Genomic DNA, 16,699 nt, shown 5'->3' with positions numbered 1-16,699 from the left:
ATACTATCTTTTCAACGCAAAATGTCCTTTGTCGCTTCGACCGTCTTCAAATTGAATGGAATACCAGTAATCATCTGCGGGCATTTGGTGACCATTGTATGTTCCATCCCAACCTGGACTTGTTGCTGATATTTGTTTCAGTAATTTGCCAAATCGGTCAAAAATATAAATTATAGATTTAGAATTTGAAAGATAACTAGCGCCTTTAACATTCCAAAAATCGTGAAATCCATCTCCATTTGGAGTGAAATATTTTGGAATTCCTAGAACAGAAACGGCAATTGGACCAAGTGTACCACAACCATTTTTATCGCGAACATACAATTCGTGAAGTCCAATGGGAACATTGTTAAATAAATTACTGTCTTGGTATGGTCCATTTACATCATCTAATGCAAACTCGTATAGTCCAGAACCAATATAGTTTACCAGTATAGAGTTGACTTCGGCTAAATCAACAACATCAATACTAGTGATTGTAGCAACTTCGGAACCAGTAACGGTTATATTTCTTGTATTAAAACAAGTATAGGCATTGGTTACTAAAACACTATACAATCCAGGTGAACTAACTGTCAAAGTTGGATTGGTTTGTCCAAGTAACATAGCATTGTTTAAATACCATTGATAGGTATAATTTGAGGTTAGTGTTCCATCTAGAATTCCTGCATCAATAGACGCTTGTGTATCAGGAAGACAAATTATTATGCTTTCTTCTTGGTCTATTTTTGGTGTCGGATTTACAATAAAAGGGATGATAAGTTCGGCGGTACAACTTGTATTTATTGGGTTTTCGACCACAACTTTTACATTTTGTGTGCTTGTTCGAAAAGGATTTGGGAGTTGATTTGGTAACGTACTAGGAATAAGAACATTATTTTGGTCATAATAGTAAACGTTCATTCCGGTTTGCGAACCTAAAATCGTATTTAAAAATGACGAAGTATCAAAATCAATAAAACCATCTTGATTAATCGGATTTGGTTCATCATCACATCTCGAAGTTAAGTTCGGATTTATAGCAAATGCTTGAGGTAAATCGTCAACAATAAATTGAAGCTGGACTTCATCATAACAAGGTTGTCCGATAGTTTGAGTTGTATTGTTACTCACTCTAATAGTGATGGTTTCCGTTCCTGTTACAAAATAAGGGTTTGAAAATGGAATGATTTGTGTTCCGTTGGCTCTGAAATATTTCACATTCACACCCGTTTGTCCGTTCAAAACAGCAGCTTGAATTCCTGAAGTATCAAAGCCATAAATTCCATCTTGATTGTCATCGCAATGACGGATTAAATTGTTAGCATTTACAGGATTGGCAGTTGGTAAAGCCTCAACCACGACATTAAATGTTTTAAATCCAAAACAGGAATTGTCGAGTGTGCTTTCTACTCGAACCCAAATGGTTTGCGAATTTGGAAAACCTATATTTCTATAATTTGCAATATCTGTAATGGCAAGTGAGTTTCCAACAGCATCTGTTTCGGCAAGGAAATCGGCTTCTGTTTTATAAAATTTTATGGAAACATTATTGGGTAAAATAGCAATTAGACTGTTTTGAATGGCCGTAAAATTGAACGGTCCGGAAATTCCATCTCTATCATTATTCACCGCATCGAGATAGTCATCGCATAAGTACTGATTTGGAATGACAAAACTAGCTGGAATTTGAGTTACCGAAACAATCAAATCTATTCTGGCAACACGAAAACAACCATTACTATTTTCTACTCGAGCATAAACACTTGTATTTCCTGATGTATGAGCTAAAGGATTGGCTATCAAAAATGTATTGTTTTGAGTATTTGCTGCTGTTAAAGAGGTATAATAAGTAAAAGTTTCATTTAAATAGTTAGCCGAAATCACATCGTTTTTCTGTGTTAAATTGAATGTAGAAATGGCATCAGTATCATTATCACATTGTTTTAATGTAATAGGCGTTGTAACCACAGGCAATGGATAGGTTGTTAAAACAGCGGAAGTTGAAAACAAACCACAAGAATTTCCGTTTTTGTTTAGAAATACTCGATACAAGTTTCCACTCATTGTTGGGGCAACACTAGTTATGTTTAAACTTGCTGTTGTTGCTCCAGAATATGTAGCATTATTAACTATATTGTTCCAAGTTGTACCATTATCCGTTGAAAGTTGCCATTGATATGAATTTACCGCATTTGAAATTACAGTAAAAGTGGTTGATTGTAATTCACAACTGGTAAAGTTTTGTGGTTGTGTAGAAATGATAATTGGAGCAGCAGTGATATAATTTATATTCGGATTTCCATATCCAACACCACTGGTTACAATTCCATTAGTATTAATTGTTGGAGGTGTTGTTCCTCCTAATAATCCATCACTATTACTGTCCAAATAACCCGCTTCTACAACATCATTACACAAATCATTATCACTGTCTAATTCAACATAATTAAAAATACCATCGGAATCAGTATCAGCCAATGTAAAGTTTAAGATTCCATTGTCTGGAGATGTTTCTAGACTATTAGCCAAGCCATTAGAACCAAAATTAGCACCATCAATAATTCCGTTACTATTGGCATCAGTAGCGTTGCTTCCGGATTCGTCTAAATCATGAATTCCATCGTTGTCGGAATCTAAATCTAAATAATTAGGAACTAAATCAATGTCGTTGTCTGCTGGATTTAAACCATTGCCAAAGGCATCATCAATACCATCACTATTAGCATCTACATTGGAAAGTGCAATCACATTTGCACCTTGAGATTCTACAAAATCGAGTATCGAATCATTGTCACTATCATAATCATCTTGGTCAGCAATTCCATCATTGTCGGAATCTTTTGGAACGCAAGTAGCTAATAAACGCAATGCCACTCTGCTTGTACTTGTATCAACAAGATTGATATTAGTTATCGTTAAAGAATTTATCAAATTACCTTTGATAGAAAAAGTTCCTGTTCCTGCAACCAAAGGCACATTGCTATTTAATCGAAAGCGAATCTCAAAAGAAGAAAATTGGGTAACTCCATTTTCGAAAATCCCATCATAGTTGGTGTCAATTAAAATTTGATTCCCTGGATTTAAAATAGTTAGTGTTTTACTTACGGGACAAGTAATTCTTATTTCTGTAGAGGAAGTAAATAAATCATTTCCCAATGCAGTTGACGCATATTCAACGGATAAACTAATAGGACTTGTGAAATTAGAAACCGTATAACTTACAGCATTATTTTTTCCTTGTGCTGCTTCGGTTGTAAAATTGCCTAAAGCATCACCAATTATAGGTGTTGCTGAAGGAATTCCAGTTCCAGAAAATGCTATGGCACCTGTATAAGAATTAGTATAATTTCCAACAGCAATTGTTCCTGTCGCAGTGTTGGTTAAATTAAAATTTTGATTTCCATAGGACTCATTACAATTAGTTATCCCATCGTTGTCATTATCCAAATCGGAGTTATTATTCACACCATCATTATCAGTGTCAATGGGACATGTGCTTACCGGTATTTTATCAGAGTCTATTGGAGCACCACAACCCGATATTGTAGCCGAAACATAATAATATCCTGGATTTAGAGGAGTAAAAGCACTATTTGTAGCACCAGGAATTAGGACATTATTAAAATACCATTGAAATGTATCAAAAGGACTCAATGTGTTTACAGATAAAACAGTATTAGGAATACAACTTGCTTGGGTTAAATCAATTTGACTAAATGACACTTCGGGTTTGAAAGTAAAACCAGAATAAAATCCGCCAAAAGTTGCTGCACCACTTGAACCATAAGCCGCTAAATACAATTCTCCGGTTGAATAAACAGATACGTTTCCAGTAACACCAGTTAGAACATAAGTTTGGTAATTTGTATTTCCAGTTACATTTGTTGGTCCATCAACCGTAATACCAAAAGGTAAAGTAGCTAGTGTATAGTTTATACCATCAATTAGAAAAGTTAGAGTAGCGGCTGTTTTAGTAACTAATGTAACTCTTCCTGTAAATTGTCTTGAACCTACAAAATCAATGAAAGGTATGTTATCTATAACTCTTGGTGTTTGGCAACTTAATGGTGGAACAAAGAACATTTCTTGATTTCTTTGGTCGGATGCACCATTATCGCCTATACTTTGATAAGCAAAAACTTTTTTTGAAGTTTGTACAAATAAATTACCATCAGCATTAAAAGTGTTACCAAGTAACTCATAATATTGTCCTGCACTTAGCGAAGTAACAGCTGTTGTTGCACCGTTGATAAAAATTTCAGTATTGTCTTCATCGGCTACAATTAATACTTTTTCTACAGCATCAATTCCAGTACTTTTTATAAAAATATATTGCATTCCGGTTCTTTCCGCAGACACTATTTGGTCAAAACCCAGATCAAGATTTCCAACGGCATTGCTGCCACCAAATGAACCACAATTAACCGCAATAGGTTTATCGGCTGTTACTAAAGACCCAATTAATCCATCTCTATTAGCATTATTTGGTCCTTGAACAGCCAAGACATAACTTTCTCCACTGTTTAAGGTTACACTAAATGGAGCATTTCCAGTTGTACTATTTATTGGTGTGACTCCTGCTTTTAAATTACTAAAATTTACTACGGTATTATTTTCAGTAGCAAGAACGGATACAAAAGTAGTATGAATATCAACATAATTCCCCACCAAAGTATTGGTAAAAGCACCAATTCTAAAACGTTTTCCTAAAGAAGCCAAACCTTTAGAAACTAATTCGCCAGCTTGATTTCCACTTCCAGCAGTAACGCGAGCAGAAACATAAACTAGATCATCTGCTTCAACAATGTAACCTTTATTGTCGTATACAGCATTAGTACCAGAAGCATCAACATGAAGTTGTGTATCATTACCAAAGCCAACATAATAAACATACGGAACATTTCTAGAAACTGTTCCAGTTATTGTGTTACCACCCAATTCAATAATTCGAAAATTTATGGGATTATTACTAGGTGTAGAAATATATAAATATTGATCTTCTGATGTAACGCTAGTAGCACCAGATAATGGTGGAATGTAGTGTGTTTTGCTAAATTGTGAGAAACAATTTATAGAAAATAGAACAGTAAATAATAAAAATAGTAACTTCTTTTTCATTTGATAAAAATAACAAATAAAAGAGAAATCGTAAAACGAATTGGCTCCTTTTATGGTTTCTTTAAGAAAAGATAAAGATTGATTATAAATCGCGCTTTTTGATTATGGCATATGATAGATAAATGAAAATTGCGGTCCAAACTAAGACAATCAGAAGAGACGAGAAGTGAACATCATAATCCTTAACCCCTTTTTCTCCTACAGCACTTTGAATATTTTTTATAATGGATAATCTTGAAAAAGGCTCAATAATAAGATTACTCATTGACTCTAGTGGCATGAAAGTATAAACTTGATCTACTCGTGGATCACGATTGAATATATCAAACTTTAAAGTTAAATATGATATTTTTTCGGCTAAAAACCAAACAAACAAAAATCCAATTGCAAATGCTGAGCGTTTTATTAAAATTCCGAGAAATAAACAGAAGGAGAAAAATCCAAGAAGTTTAACAAAGTATGCTAACAAATAAATCAAATCAGAAAACACAATCTCCAATTCGGTGTAAGAAGAAAAGCTATAGCCCAAAAGTAGAGACATTACAAACACAAATACCGTAGAAGAGAAAGCAAAAAGTACCACAGTTAAGAATTTAGAGAGCACAAATTCTTTTTTACTCATTCCATCGATGAGGTTTTGTTTCAAAGTGCCATAGCTGTATTCGTTGGCCATCATCGATACAATAACAATGGCGAGAAAGAATTTCAGAATTGAGGCAATATAGGTGTTGAAATGCCATATAAAAGGAAAATTGAAAATTCCCATTTCGGCAAAATGCAATTTAAAATTTCCAATATCAAATTTAATCGACGCTATTAAAGCAATAAAAGAGAGAATCACAAAATAACTAATGGTGAGTATTCTGCTGGCTCGATTTTTCCAGATTTTTTGTAATTCTATGGCGAGTAATCTTTTCATGATAATGGCAATTAGGAATTGGTCAATGCTAAAAATTGTTCTTCTAAACTTAGTTTTTTGTTCACAAGATGGTTTAGATAAATATCATTATCAGATAAATATTTATTCAATTGTGCGGCATCAACTTTATCTTTGAAATGAACAATAATTTTTCCATCAATTTCAGTAATTTTATCTATTTCTGGATGATTTTTTAATGTTGCTATCAGTAAAGAACTGTTATCGGATTGAAGTTCAAAAAAACCAAGCTGATTACTCATGCCATCCACCGTTCCTGAATAGAGAATTTCTCCAAAACGCAAAACCAAAACATGACTGCATACTTTTTCTACTTCGTCCAATAAATGAGAAGCCAAAAGAATTGTTGTTCCTTGTGAAGCAATTAGTCTGATAATATCTCGAATTTGATGAATTCCTTGTGGGTCAAGACCATTTGTAGGTTCATCTAAAATTAAAATTTCCGGATCATTTAATAGGGCAGAAGCAATGGCTAATCTTTGTTTCATTCCCAAAGAAAAAGTTTTGAATTTACTGTCTTTTCTATCGATTAGCCCAACAATTTCTAGTTTTTCAGTCACTTTTGAATAATCAATCCCTTTTATTTTACAAACCAGTTCTAAGTTTTCTTTGGCTGACATATAGGGATAGAAGTTGGGTCTTTCGATAATAGCGCCCACTTTTTTCAAAGCTTCATGTGTTTTCATGGTTCCGTTGAACCAACTGTATTCTCCCGAAGTTTTGTTCACAACATTCAATACAATTCCTAATGTGGTGGATTTTCCACTTCCGTTTGGACCTAGAATTCCATAAACATTACCTTTATGTATTTCGAGAGAAACGTCTTTTAAAGCATGAATTTTGCCGTAACGTTTATTTAGTTTTTTTATAGAAAGAATAGTAGTGTCCAAAGGGAACATTTTAGGGTTTAAATGTATGACGATTAAACCTCTCTTTTGTTACTGTTCTTTTTTTTGGAAATAAAATTTCGCGAGAAATTGTCTTTTTAAGTTTAAATAGAAAAGTGTTTCATTGATTTCTTTAAGTTCTGAAGTTAATGTTATTTTTTGACCTACGCTGTCATTAGTAGCTTGCGTTTTACAATTTTTACATTCAAATTCTCTAAAATGTGTATTCACCTTTTTGGTCTCAATATAGCGATGCCCAAACAAAGAACAGATATAATTTTTTTTCACCATTCCTTGAGTTAAGTAGTTTGTTTTCATAGGATAAGGTTTTAATTTTTCTATAGTAAACGTATTGATTATCTGTTTAAATGCAAAATAAAATCGATGAAATACATTTTCGAAGCAAAATTTAATAAAAATACTTACAATATATTAACTATAAATGAGTTAGGATTATTTATACGGAACAATAATAGGCTGACCAATTTCGAAATCGGGTAGCGCTATATCATCGTTTTTAAGGGAGTTTGTTTTAAAAATATTTGTGCCTTCAAAAGGTATAGAAGGATAGTAAGAAATGGATATTTGAAAATTATCGAAAACCAAATAATCGTTATTGATTAAAACCCCCAAACTAAATTTTGAATACAATCTTTCATTTATGAATTCATTAGTTTCATCGCCAAGCAATCCAAAAGTCATATTGTAAAATGGACTAAAGTGAAATCCATGCCAATTTCCAGGAACATAGGTTTGGGTTTGAAAAGAAGCTGTAATTTTTTTAATTCCATTTACTAAAGGATTTTCAAACCCTGAAAGCCCATTAGAATCAGTTAAAAGAAGACGGTCTTTTATAATAGGTGCTCTATGATTTCCTAGCACTAAAGTTGGTTTTATGAATTGTCTTATTTTCCATTTTCCAAACTTTAATAAATTGGAAAAATAGTTCATTTCAAAACGAAAAGTAGTTTCTTCGGTGCAACCATTACTGTAAAAACTTCCCCATTCGGAATTCAAACTAAGATAGCCAAAAGAAAAATAGTCACCATAGGCAAATCGACCACCAAAGTAAGCTCTTTTTTCATAATTTTTATCCTGAAAACCAGCCGTTATCGAGTAAACTTGCCCATAGGGAACATCCTCAACAATACCAAAATTGAATAAATATTTATCCTGAGCATATTTTCTAGTATTGATACCAATACTTGTCAGGTATAATTTTTCGGATGAAAAAAAATGAGAAGGATCATATTCTTCGGTTGGTGTTTCAAGATACTTCACATTTTTATAACCAATTGTAGTTACCAGATTTGTGGCTCTAAAATCGATATCTTTTCCTTTAAAAACTTTAAATGAATGTCCAAGCCAATATTCCTGGGTTTCTAATTTGAAATGTTGGTCTTCAAAAATTTCATCTGTGTTTGGTAGCGAGTCAACATAAAATCGGTTTTCAAAAAAAACACCACCAGCCAATCGTGTTAAAGGAGAGAAAAAAGTTCGCTCCACTCGAGCACTTTTTCTAGTATTATTTTTTAATGAATTTTCATAAAGAAACGTTGCATTGATGTAGGTGTTTTTAATATTGGAAATAGAATATTTACCCAAATAAGCATTATCGCCATTGTCAAATCGGTTGACAAAGTCATTTTTAAATTCGTGACCTAATCCCATAAAATTCTTTTCGGTAATACCATAACTAGTTTGCGAACTTGAAATAGTAAAATCGGGAACTAAGCTCCATGAGTCTAATACACGAACTGAAATATCAATTGAATCTTTGGAATTTGGAATTTCAACAGGATTAATAATAACACTTCTTACATAGCGTTGTTTTCTTATCAAACGCTCCGATTCTTTGGCTATGAGAGAATCTAAGGCTTCATTTTTTTTAAAAAGCAAAAGATTTCGAATGGTCCATTTTCTAGTTTTGAAATGAATACTATTTCCGAATTTTTCAACTCCTTTCTCGGGTTTGTCAGAATAATTATCAACGGCATAACCAAATGGATCTAGCGTTTCAATATTGATGTTTCTGATGATCTTACCTTCGCCTCTGTCAAATGATTTTTTTATAAAATACTTTTTCCTCTTATCTGTAGCGGTTGGTTTTGATTTTCTTTTCGACTTAAATAATAGCTTATATACAGACTCGTTGAATTTGTTTTTTTTTGAATACTTTTTTATATCCTTGTAAACTTTGGTCGAGTCATTGCCACTGTTTTTCACCTGCGCACTTGTATTTAGACAAGTTAATGAAAACATCAACAATCCAAAAAGCAACTTTTTATTTATAGTAATTTCAACCATTTTAACAAATATAAAAAAATTAAAGCCCTATTTTACAGCATTTAACATTACCAATAAAAAAATCCTCAACTGTTTTACCAATTGAGGATGAGATTCTTCACTTCGTTTAGAATGATAAAAAGGTTAACTTTTCTGTTCTTTATTGAAATAAACTAAGTAATAATACATTTGTTTTTCTTCGTCCCAACCTTTTTCAACATACTTTTCGGCACTTTCAGGGTTGATGAAATCCAGTTTGATTTGAATATTAGTATCTAAGTTAATGACATTTTTAATCGACTTTCGAGCATCAGAAACGGCTGCATTTGCAATTGGGAAATTGGTAATGTCTTCAATGCTATACTTTTCGCCTTTATCTACTTTATAATTTTTGAATTCTGGAATCAAATCAGGATTGTCTAACACTTCGTTTAGGAAATTGCTTTCTTCAAACTCGTCGTTTTTAGCAAAATAGTTTACGGAACGGTTCATAAACATCACTTCTTCCTTTTTATCTTCGGCAGGAAAAACAACATCTTTGGCAAAACCTTGACAGAATTTCAAATATTTTTTGGTATAAAAATTTTCATCTTGAAACGCATCCACCGAAAGGAAATGTTCTAACCAATAACGTGCATCATATCGATTGCTATCTACTGTTAAAATTTTATATCCTTCTTCTTTTTTATGATTAAAAATCAAACACCCTTTATCGAGTTTGTTTAGGTTAATTCCTTGTTGCAAAATCATTTCGAGTGTAGTTCCTTTTTCTTCAAACTGCATAAAATCAGTTTGTATTTCGCTTTTAAAAACGCCAATGGCATCCACCACATTATTGTCAATATTGATATTGGTAATATAAGCAACATATACTTCACCATTCTTGATGTGAGGATGATTGGACTGTTCAAACAGGTGTTTGGTAATTTTTTTTGATACTTCGTGCGTAGTACTTGGATTGGTAAAAATTTCCGTTACCAAATTAAACATGTCGTTGTATTCCAAATCTACCTCGTGTGCAAATTGAAAATAGTTTTCTTCTTTTTCACGAAAAGGTTTGAAAAAATATTCCTTTAATAGCGGAACAATTTCATCATTCAAACTGTAAGGTTGTTCCGAAAGGAATATCGCTTCGTTACGACTTTTGTTTCCCACACGGTGTATTGATAAGCTCTCAATATGAGCGTTAAATAGGTTTATCATTTTTTAAGTTTCTCAGTGACTTCGTTAATTCCAATTCTCCTCAAATCCATAATCCTCAAAGCTATCATCGCCTCCAAACATGTCTAAATCGTCTTCGTCTAAATCATCTTCAAATTCGTTGTAACTTTCTTCTTCTTCAAAATCGGCTTGAAAATGTTTTTCCATGGCTTCTGCTGGCATTTCTCCATGAGAAAATAATAGATTTGGATAAATCATACCCGTTTCTATAGTTGTTTCAATAGCGGCAAGTTCGACTAAAAATGTCCACATATTGATGAAATCATATACATAAATAATTTTAGTATTTTCAGCATCAAGAATGTCAGCCAATTGATAATCACTCATGATTTTATTTTCACCAGGAACATCGCCAGAGTCAAACATCGGAATTTCGTCTTCTTGATTCCAACTGTCATCACACGTATAAAAAGAAGCTACTTCTAGTCCGTCAAACCCATATGCATTGACAATAGCGTTATGCAAATCCTCTAAAGTATCATTTTGTAGAATAGCAATATCTCTAATTACATCTTCTTCGGCATCGAGAATTACTCTAAATTTATATACCATAATCTTTATTTTTATAAAGTGTCAAAGGTAAAATATAAATTAGGATTTTGAATTAGGATTTACATTTTGTTGAAAAGATTTACTTCACATTTCATCCCTAAAAAATAACACTTCAGTCAGCTTAAATTTTATTGTCTTATAGTTTGTCGGAAGTTTGCTTCATCAAAATCTAAGACATGAAACCATTTTACCTTTTTTTACTTTTCTTTTTAACAATGACAAGCAATGCGCAACAAACCATTTCGGGAACTGTATTGGATGAAAAAAATAATCCGATACTTGGTGCCAATGTTTTTATTGAAGGAACTTATGATGGCGCTTCAACGGATGCAAAAGGAGCATTTAGTTTTACGACTACTGCAAATGGCAACCAGGTTTTAGTGATTAGTTTTTTGTCCTATCAAACCTTGAAACTACCTATTGAGATAAGTCAATATAAAAGTGGAACTATCCAACTCAAAGAAAGCATTAATACACTTGATGCAGTTGTGATTACTGCTGGAACATTTAGCGCAGGCGAAAAAAGCAGGGTTTCGGTTTTGAAACCTTTGGATATTGTCACTACGGCTGGTTCGGCAGGAAATATAATTGCGGCTTTGCAAACGCTTCCTGGTACACAAAATGTGGGCGAAGACGGAAGATTATATGTTCGTGGTGGTGAAGCCGATGAAACCCAAACTTTTGTAGATGGTATCAGAGTGGCGCAACCTTATGGTGCGACTACTAATAATTTACCTACTCGTGGACGATTTTCTCCTTTTTTGTTCAGTGGCATTTCGTTTTCAACAGGTGGTTATTCGGCAGAATATGGCGAAGCGCTTTCGAGTGTTTTGCTACTTAACACGATTGATGAAGCGGATCAAAACAAAACCGATATTTCGTTTATGACTGTTGGATTAGGCTTGAGCAATACTCAAAAATGGGAAAAAAGTTCACTCAGTATCAACACATCCTATATTGATTTGGCGCCTTATCAAGTGGCTATTCCACAAAATATTGATTGGAACAGACCTTTTCAATCCTTATCGGGTGAAGCAGTATATCGCTATAATTTTCAAAACGGTTTATTGAAAGTGTATGCTGCTTTTGATGCTTCCCGATATGATTTGAACCAAGAGAATATCAATTTACCTGAACCTGTAAGAGTAAATTTGAACAATAACAATTTTTATTTCAATACTTCTTATAAAGGAAATTTTGGAAGTAACTGGCAACTATTTACGGGTTTAAGTTATAGTTTTAGTAAAAATGATATTGGGTTTGATGCTAATGAAGTTGCCAATGTAGAACATGCTTCGCATTTGAAATTAAAACTACGTAAAAGTCTTTCTGATAAAGTTAAACTGTCTTTTGGCTCTGATTATTTTATCACAAAATTTGATGAATCATATAACACTACTTTCAAAAGTGGGTATGATGCTAATATTGCAGCCGTTTATACAGAAGCGGATATTTTCTTCTCAAAAAATTTTGCTGCCAAAGTAGGTTTGCGAGCTTCGACTAATGATTATATTGATGAAAATACTTTTTCGCCAAGAGCATCATTGGCTTATAAAGTTTCCAAAAACAGTCAGTTTGCTTTTGCCTACGGCGATTTTGAACAAGCACCACGACAAGAGTATTTGAAATATTCAAATAAATTTGAAACGGAAAAAGCGTCCCATTACATTTTGAATTATCAATATACAAAAGCCAATCAAACCTTTCGTGTCGAATTGTATCTTAAAAAGTATGATGATTTAGTTAAATATGATACAAATGGCGCTCAATTCAATTCCCAATTTTCTAATGATGGAAATGGATATGCACAAGGATTAGATGTTTTTTGGCGAGATGGAAAAACAATTAAAAACTTGGAATATTGGGTTTCCTATTCGTATATCGATACTCAGAGAGATTATCAAAATTACACCGCTACCGTAACGCCGAGTTTTGTGGCTAATCATAGTTTTTCATTGGTTACAAAATATTGGATTTCCGATTGGAAGTCGCAAGTGGGTTTTACTTATCAGTTCAGCACTGGAAGACCATATGACAATCCTAATGAAACTGCTTTTATGAATGGTAAAACAAAATCATATAATAATTTAAGTTTCAATTGGGCGTATTTATTGACGCAACAAAAGATTTTGTATTTCTCGGTTTCCAATGTTTTGGGAACACAAAATGTTTTTGGGTATGATTATGCCAATACTCCAAATTCTAGTGGCATTTATGAAAGAAATGCTATTATCCCAACTGCTGATCGATTTTTCTTTGTAGGATTCTTTTGGACCATTAGCGATAATAAAAAGGACAATCAGTTAAGGAATTTGTAGAGCTAATATAATTTTAAAGTATTGGGATTCTGACGAGTATCATATAATCTTAAAATTTCTATTCTATCCTCTTTTTCCCTATAAAACAATGTATTATGTTTTGTTATAACACATCTTCTAATATTGAGTTCTCTATTTAAATATGGAAAAAGTTTTGGATTTTTTTGGATTAGAAGAAGGTTTGCATCTACTATTTCAATGAAGTTATTGCAAACTTTTTTGTTCCATTTTGTATTGAGATATTCAAGCAAGTGAGCAAAATCATTATCTGCAAATGAAGACCACCGAATTGGTTTAAGCATATTTTTGCTTGTATTTTTCAATAATTAATTTATGCTCAATTCCATTTGTTGTATCCAATTCATTTCCTGCATCAATTAATCCTTGTTGCTGCGCTATTGAAAGTTTATTCCATTCTGTTTCAACTAAGTCTTGATTAAAAAAATTCATTAAAATTCCATAAGCTTCTTCGAGTTTAGTCTCATCAAGTGAATCCAATTTTCTAAATAGGTTCAATTTTATTTGTGCTGAATTCATAATATAAATTTTATCAAATTTAAATAAAAAATATAAAATAATGCATTTCATCCATCAAAAATAACAGTTGAGTAACTATAAATTTCACAACCATTAGTACTACAATATTTTTACATCAGAAATAAAATCAATAGCAATATCAAAAATCAAGTTTAATAACAATTTTAAAAATTAGAAATCATGACAAAAATTATCACAGCATTTACATTATTGGTTTGTAGCTTACTAACAGCACAAACTCAGTACGAACAAGGAATGGGCAAAGCTCTAGGACTTTGGGGAGAAGGAAAAGCACAAGAATCATCTGATTTGATGGAACGCATTGCAGGAGCTGAAAAAAATAACTGGTTACCAAATTATTATGTAGCATTAATTAACACCACCGAAGCTTTCAATCCAGCAAATAAAGAGAAAGTTCCAGCAATGCTTAACAAAGCGCAAAATGCCATTGATGCAGCCACCTTGATTAGCCCTAACAATCCAGAAATAATGGTAGTTCAAGCCATGCTTTACACGGTAAACATTGTGCAAGATCCAATGACCAACGGGCAAAAATATTCAGGATTGGTTATGGAACAATATGGAAAAGCATTAGCAATTGACCCAAATAATCCTAGAGCGGTTTTCTCCAAAGCCGAATTTGAAATAGGTAGTGCTAAATTTTGGGGAACAGATACTAAACCAATGTGTGCTCAAATTGAAAAATCAATACAACTTTTTGCTAACTTTAAACCTGAAACAGTTTTTTCTCCAAAATGGGGTTTAGATAGAGCACAAGAAGCAATGAAAAATTGTAAATAAGGGATTAAATTATTTATGCATAAAGCAATAATCAAAGAACTATCGTTTATATAAACCTTATAACTTAAAATAAATTAGTAATGAAAAAGATTATAAATGAATTACCAAGAGCATTTTTTATTGGGTTTTCTATTTTTTGTGTCATCATCATCATACAGTTATTAAATGGTGGAAGTGTTGGCTTTAACAATAAATTGATGATGACTTTTATATACACCATGCTATATACTTTTTCATTGCACCTTGCCAATACTACCTTGTTCATTTATTTAGACAAAGTTTTTATAAACGATAGATTTTCAAAAAAGAGAATAGCGATAGGATTTGCGGCCTCATTTTTTCTTTCGATTTTTGTGATTTTTTTGTTGCGTGTTTTTGTCAATACGATGCTAGAAAATGTTTCTCTAGATACCTTTTTAGAAAATGAAACACCTTCAGATTATATAGTTGCCGTTGTTTTTACTTTTATTGTTTTGTTGATTATTCATATAATTTATTTATATAAATGGTATCAAGAACATAAACTTAAAGAACAAAAAGTAATTGCAGGAACGGCTTCGGCTAAGTTTGAAAGTTTAAAAAACCAAATCGATCCTCATTTTCTGTTCAATAGCTTGAATGTCTTGAGTTCGTTGATTGAAGAAAATCCAGAAAATGCACAAAAATTTACGACTTCATTGTCTAAAATCTACCGTTATGTTTTGGAACAAAAAGACAAAGAACTGGTACCTGTAGAAGAAGAATTGGCTTTCGCCAAAACCTATATGAACTTACTAAAAATGCGTTTTGAAAACAGTATTACGTTTGAAATGCCTACCGATTATAATAATCTTGAGGCCAAAGTAGTGCCGCTATCGTTGCAACTTTTATTAGAAAATACTATAAAGCATAATGTAGTCAGCGAGCAAAAACCATTACACATCAAAATTTATATCGAAGATAATTATCTCATAGTTGAAAATAATCTTCAAAAAAAAGAAGTATTACAAGAAAGAAAAGGAGTTGGACTTCAAAACATTGTTAATCGTTATGCGTTGATTTCAGAGCGAAAAGTTTTAGTAGAGGAGACACAAACTGAATTTAAAGTAAAAATTCCAATTTTAACAAAACAAATAGTCATCATGGAAACAAAAAATATTTACAACGAAAATATGGCTTTTATCAGAGCCAAAGAACGAGTTGAAAAACTTAAAGGATTTTATGGAAATTTAATTTCTTACTGCTGTGTGATACCACTTTTGGTATTTATAAATTTAAAAACTGGAGGATTTCAATGGTTTTGGTTTCCCATGTTGGGTTGGGGAATGGGATTGACATTTCATGCCCTAGAAACTTTTGGATATGGCAAATCATGGGAAGAGAAAAAAATTCAAGAGATTTTAAACAAAGAAAATAACGCATCAAACAAATGGAAATAATCATGGAAAATGCTACTAACGATTACGAGAAATACCAACGTGCTAAAAAGCAAGTGGAACAAATAAAAGGATTTTACAGTCATTTAGCTTCTTTTATTTTAGTCATGGCAGTTTTGATTTTTATCAATCTAAAATATACACCTCAATATCTTTGGTTTTTTTGGACACTTTTTGGTTGGGGAATTGGGTTGCTTTTTCATGCCATTAGAACCTTTAATTTTTTCCCTTTTTTGAATAGTGATTGGGAAGAACGTAAGATTAAGCAATATATGGAAGAAGAAAACAGAAAAAATAAATTTGAATAATTATGGAAAATCTAGACGAAATAAAATACCAAGAAGCGTTAAAAAGAGTGAAGAAAATAAAAGGTTTCTACACCCATTTAGCAGTTTATGTTGTCATCAATATTGCAATAGTCATTGCCAATTTTCAAAGTCTTGATGAAGGCGAAAGTTATTTCCAATTTAGAATTTTTTCAACAGCATTCTTTTGGGGAATTGGATTAGCCGCACACGGACTGTCTGTTTTTGTACCAACCATGTTAATGGGTAAAAATTGGGAAGAAAGAAAGATAAAAGAATTGATGGATAAAGAAAAAAATAATAAATGGGAGTAAATTCAGTGTTCAGATATAAGCAACCT

At 32.4% G+C, this 16,699-nt stretch carries 14 protein-coding genes; 5 read left to right on the top strand and 9 right to left on the bottom strand.

The genetic code is table 11. The features are described from left to right. Positions 1–3: 3 nt before the first annotated feature. The 7 genes from ACSVH2_RS09325 to ACSVH2_RS09295 all read right to left on the bottom strand — a co-directional run bounded on the left by ACSVH2_RS09325 (position 4) and on the right by ACSVH2_RS09295 (position 10,983). A complete protein-coding gene (locus tag ACSVH2_RS09325; protein ID WP_438092901.1) occupies positions 4–5,100 on the bottom strand; it encodes a T9SS type B sorting domain-containing protein in 5,097 nt (1,698 codons plus the stop codon). A gap of 82 nt (positions 5,101–5,182) precedes the next feature. Beyond that, positions 5,183–6,019: an ABC transporter permease gene (locus ACSVH2_RS09320; protein WP_438092900.1), complete on the bottom strand. Its 837-nt coding sequence runs from the start codon at positions 6,017–6,019 to the stop codon at positions 5,183–5,185. Positions 6,020–6,030: 11 nt separating this feature from the next. Next, positions 6,031–6,927 carry an ABC transporter ATP-binding protein gene (locus ACSVH2_RS09315; protein ID WP_438092899.1) on the bottom strand — a complete coding sequence of 299 codons (897 nt, stop codon included), beginning with the start codon at positions 6,925–6,927 and terminating at the stop codon, positions 6,031–6,033. A gap of 48 nt (positions 6,928–6,975) precedes the next feature. Further along, positions 6,976–7,242: a hypothetical protein gene (locus ACSVH2_RS09310; protein ID WP_438092898.1), complete on the bottom strand. Its 267-nt coding sequence runs from the start codon at positions 7,240–7,242 to the stop codon at positions 6,976–6,978. 135 nt (positions 7,243–7,377) lie between these two features. Beyond that, positions 7,378–9,231: a hypothetical protein gene (locus tag ACSVH2_RS09305; RefSeq protein ID WP_438092897.1), complete on the bottom strand. Its 1,854-nt coding sequence runs from the start codon at positions 9,229–9,231 to the stop codon at positions 7,378–7,380. Positions 9,232–9,354: 123 nt separating this feature from the next. Next, the gene (locus tag ACSVH2_RS09300) at positions 9,355–10,413 is read right to left on the bottom strand and encodes a nucleoid-associated protein (RefSeq protein WP_438092896.1); all 1,059 of its coding nucleotides are present in this window, start codon (positions 10,411–10,413) and stop codon (positions 9,355–9,357) included. Positions 10,414–10,437: 24 nt separating this feature from the next. Next, positions 10,438–10,983 carry an IS1096 element passenger TnpR family protein gene (locus ACSVH2_RS09295; RefSeq protein ID WP_438092895.1) on the bottom strand — a complete coding sequence of 182 codons (546 nt, stop codon included), beginning with the start codon at positions 10,981–10,983 and terminating at the stop codon, positions 10,438–10,440. Between the two features lie 176 nt (positions 10,984–11,159). Here ACSVH2_RS09295 and ACSVH2_RS09290 point away from each other — a divergent pair, with 176 nt between their 5' ends. Beyond that, a complete protein-coding gene (locus tag ACSVH2_RS09290) occupies positions 11,160–13,301 on the top strand; it encodes a TonB-dependent receptor (RefSeq protein WP_438092894.1) in 2,142 nt (713 codons plus the stop codon). Positions 13,302–13,303: 2 nt separating this feature from the next. Here ACSVH2_RS09290 and ACSVH2_RS09285 read toward each other — a convergent pair whose 3' ends face one another. Next, positions 13,304–13,603, bottom strand: coding sequence for a type II toxin-antitoxin system RelE/ParE family toxin (locus ACSVH2_RS09285; protein ID WP_438092893.1), 300 nt, complete (start codon positions 13,601–13,603; stop codon positions 13,304–13,306). Next, positions 13,596–13,838 (bottom strand): hypothetical protein, encoded by a 243-nt coding sequence (locus ACSVH2_RS09280; protein WP_438092892.1) that lies wholly within the window; start codon positions 13,836–13,838, stop codon positions 13,596–13,598. Before ACSVH2_RS09280 ends, ACSVH2_RS09285 begins: the two co-directional genes overlap by 8 nt. Positions 13,839–14,018: 180 nt before the next feature. On the opposite strand from ACSVH2_RS09280, the gene ACSVH2_RS09275 reads away from it, so the two are divergent. The 4 genes from ACSVH2_RS09275 to ACSVH2_RS09260 all read left to right on the top strand — a co-directional run bounded on the left by ACSVH2_RS09275 (position 14,019) and on the right by ACSVH2_RS09260 (position 16,673). After that, on the top strand, positions 14,019–14,639 hold the full coding sequence (locus ACSVH2_RS09275; protein WP_438092891.1) for a hypothetical protein: 621 nt from the start codon (positions 14,019–14,021) through the stop codon (positions 14,637–14,639). Positions 14,640–14,719: 80 nt separating this feature from the next. Then, on the top strand, positions 14,720–16,057 hold the full coding sequence (locus ACSVH2_RS09270) for a 2TM domain-containing protein (protein WP_438092890.1): 1,338 nt from the start codon (positions 14,720–14,722) through the stop codon (positions 16,055–16,057). Beyond that, positions 16,048–16,362 carry a 2TM domain-containing protein gene (locus tag ACSVH2_RS09265; RefSeq protein WP_438092889.1) on the top strand — a complete coding sequence of 105 codons (315 nt, stop codon included), beginning with the start codon at positions 16,048–16,050 and terminating at the stop codon, positions 16,360–16,362. Before ACSVH2_RS09270 ends, ACSVH2_RS09265 begins: the two co-directional genes overlap by 10 nt. Before the next feature lie 2 nt (positions 16,363–16,364). Next, positions 16,365–16,673 (top strand): 2TM domain-containing protein, encoded by a 309-nt coding sequence (locus ACSVH2_RS09260; RefSeq protein ID WP_438092888.1) that lies wholly within the window; start codon positions 16,365–16,367, stop codon positions 16,671–16,673. The last annotated feature ends 26 nt before the right edge of the window (positions 16,674–16,699 follow it).

Source organism: Flavobacterium sp. RSB2_4_14 (genome assembly GCF_051547085.1).
Lineage (GTDB): Bacteria > Bacteroidota > Bacteroidia > Flavobacteriales > Flavobacteriaceae > Flavobacterium.
This window is presented reverse-complemented; position numbering and strand designations above follow the sequence as displayed.

Coding starts and splice junctions, on each gene's coding strand:
- ACSVH2_RS09305 (WP_438092897.1), bottom strand. CDS start 9,231: ATGGTTGAAATTACTATAAATAAAAAGTTGCTTTTTGGATTGTTGATG.
- ACSVH2_RS09310 (WP_438092898.1), bottom strand. CDS start 7,242: ATGAAAACAAACTACTTAACTCAAGGAATGGTGAAAAAAAATTATATC.
- ACSVH2_RS09280 (WP_438092892.1), bottom strand. CDS start 13,838: ATGAATTCAGCACAAATAAAATTGAACCTATTTAGAAAATTGGATTCA.
- ACSVH2_RS09295 (WP_438092895.1), bottom strand. CDS start 10,983: ATGGTATATAAATTTAGAGTAATTCTCGATGCCGAAGAAGATGTAATT.
- ACSVH2_RS09290 (WP_438092894.1), top strand. CDS start 11,160: ATGAAACCATTTTACCTTTTTTTACTTTTCTTTTTAACAATGACAAGC.
- ACSVH2_RS09300 (WP_438092896.1), bottom strand. CDS start 10,413: ATGATAAACCTATTTAACGCTCATATTGAGAGCTTATCAATACACCGT.
- ACSVH2_RS09320 (WP_438092900.1), bottom strand. CDS start 6,019: ATGAAAAGATTACTCGCCATAGAATTACAAAAAATCTGGAAAAATCGA.
- ACSVH2_RS09285 (WP_438092893.1), bottom strand. CDS start 13,603: ATGCTTAAACCAATTCGGTGGTCTTCATTTGCAGATAATGATTTTGCT.
- ACSVH2_RS09270 (WP_438092890.1), top strand. CDS start 14,720: ATGAAAAAGATTATAAATGAATTACCAAGAGCATTTTTTATTGGGTTT.
- ACSVH2_RS09275 (WP_438092891.1), top strand. CDS start 14,019: ATGACAAAAATTATCACAGCATTTACATTATTGGTTTGTAGCTTACTA.
- ACSVH2_RS09325 (WP_438092901.1), bottom strand. CDS start 5,100: ATGAAAAAGAAGTTACTATTTTTATTATTTACTGTTCTATTTTCTATA.
- ACSVH2_RS09260 (WP_438092888.1), top strand. CDS start 16,365: ATGGAAAATCTAGACGAAATAAAATACCAAGAAGCGTTAAAAAGAGTG.
- ACSVH2_RS09265 (WP_438092889.1), top strand. CDS start 16,048: ATGGAAATAATCATGGAAAATGCTACTAACGATTACGAGAAATACCAA.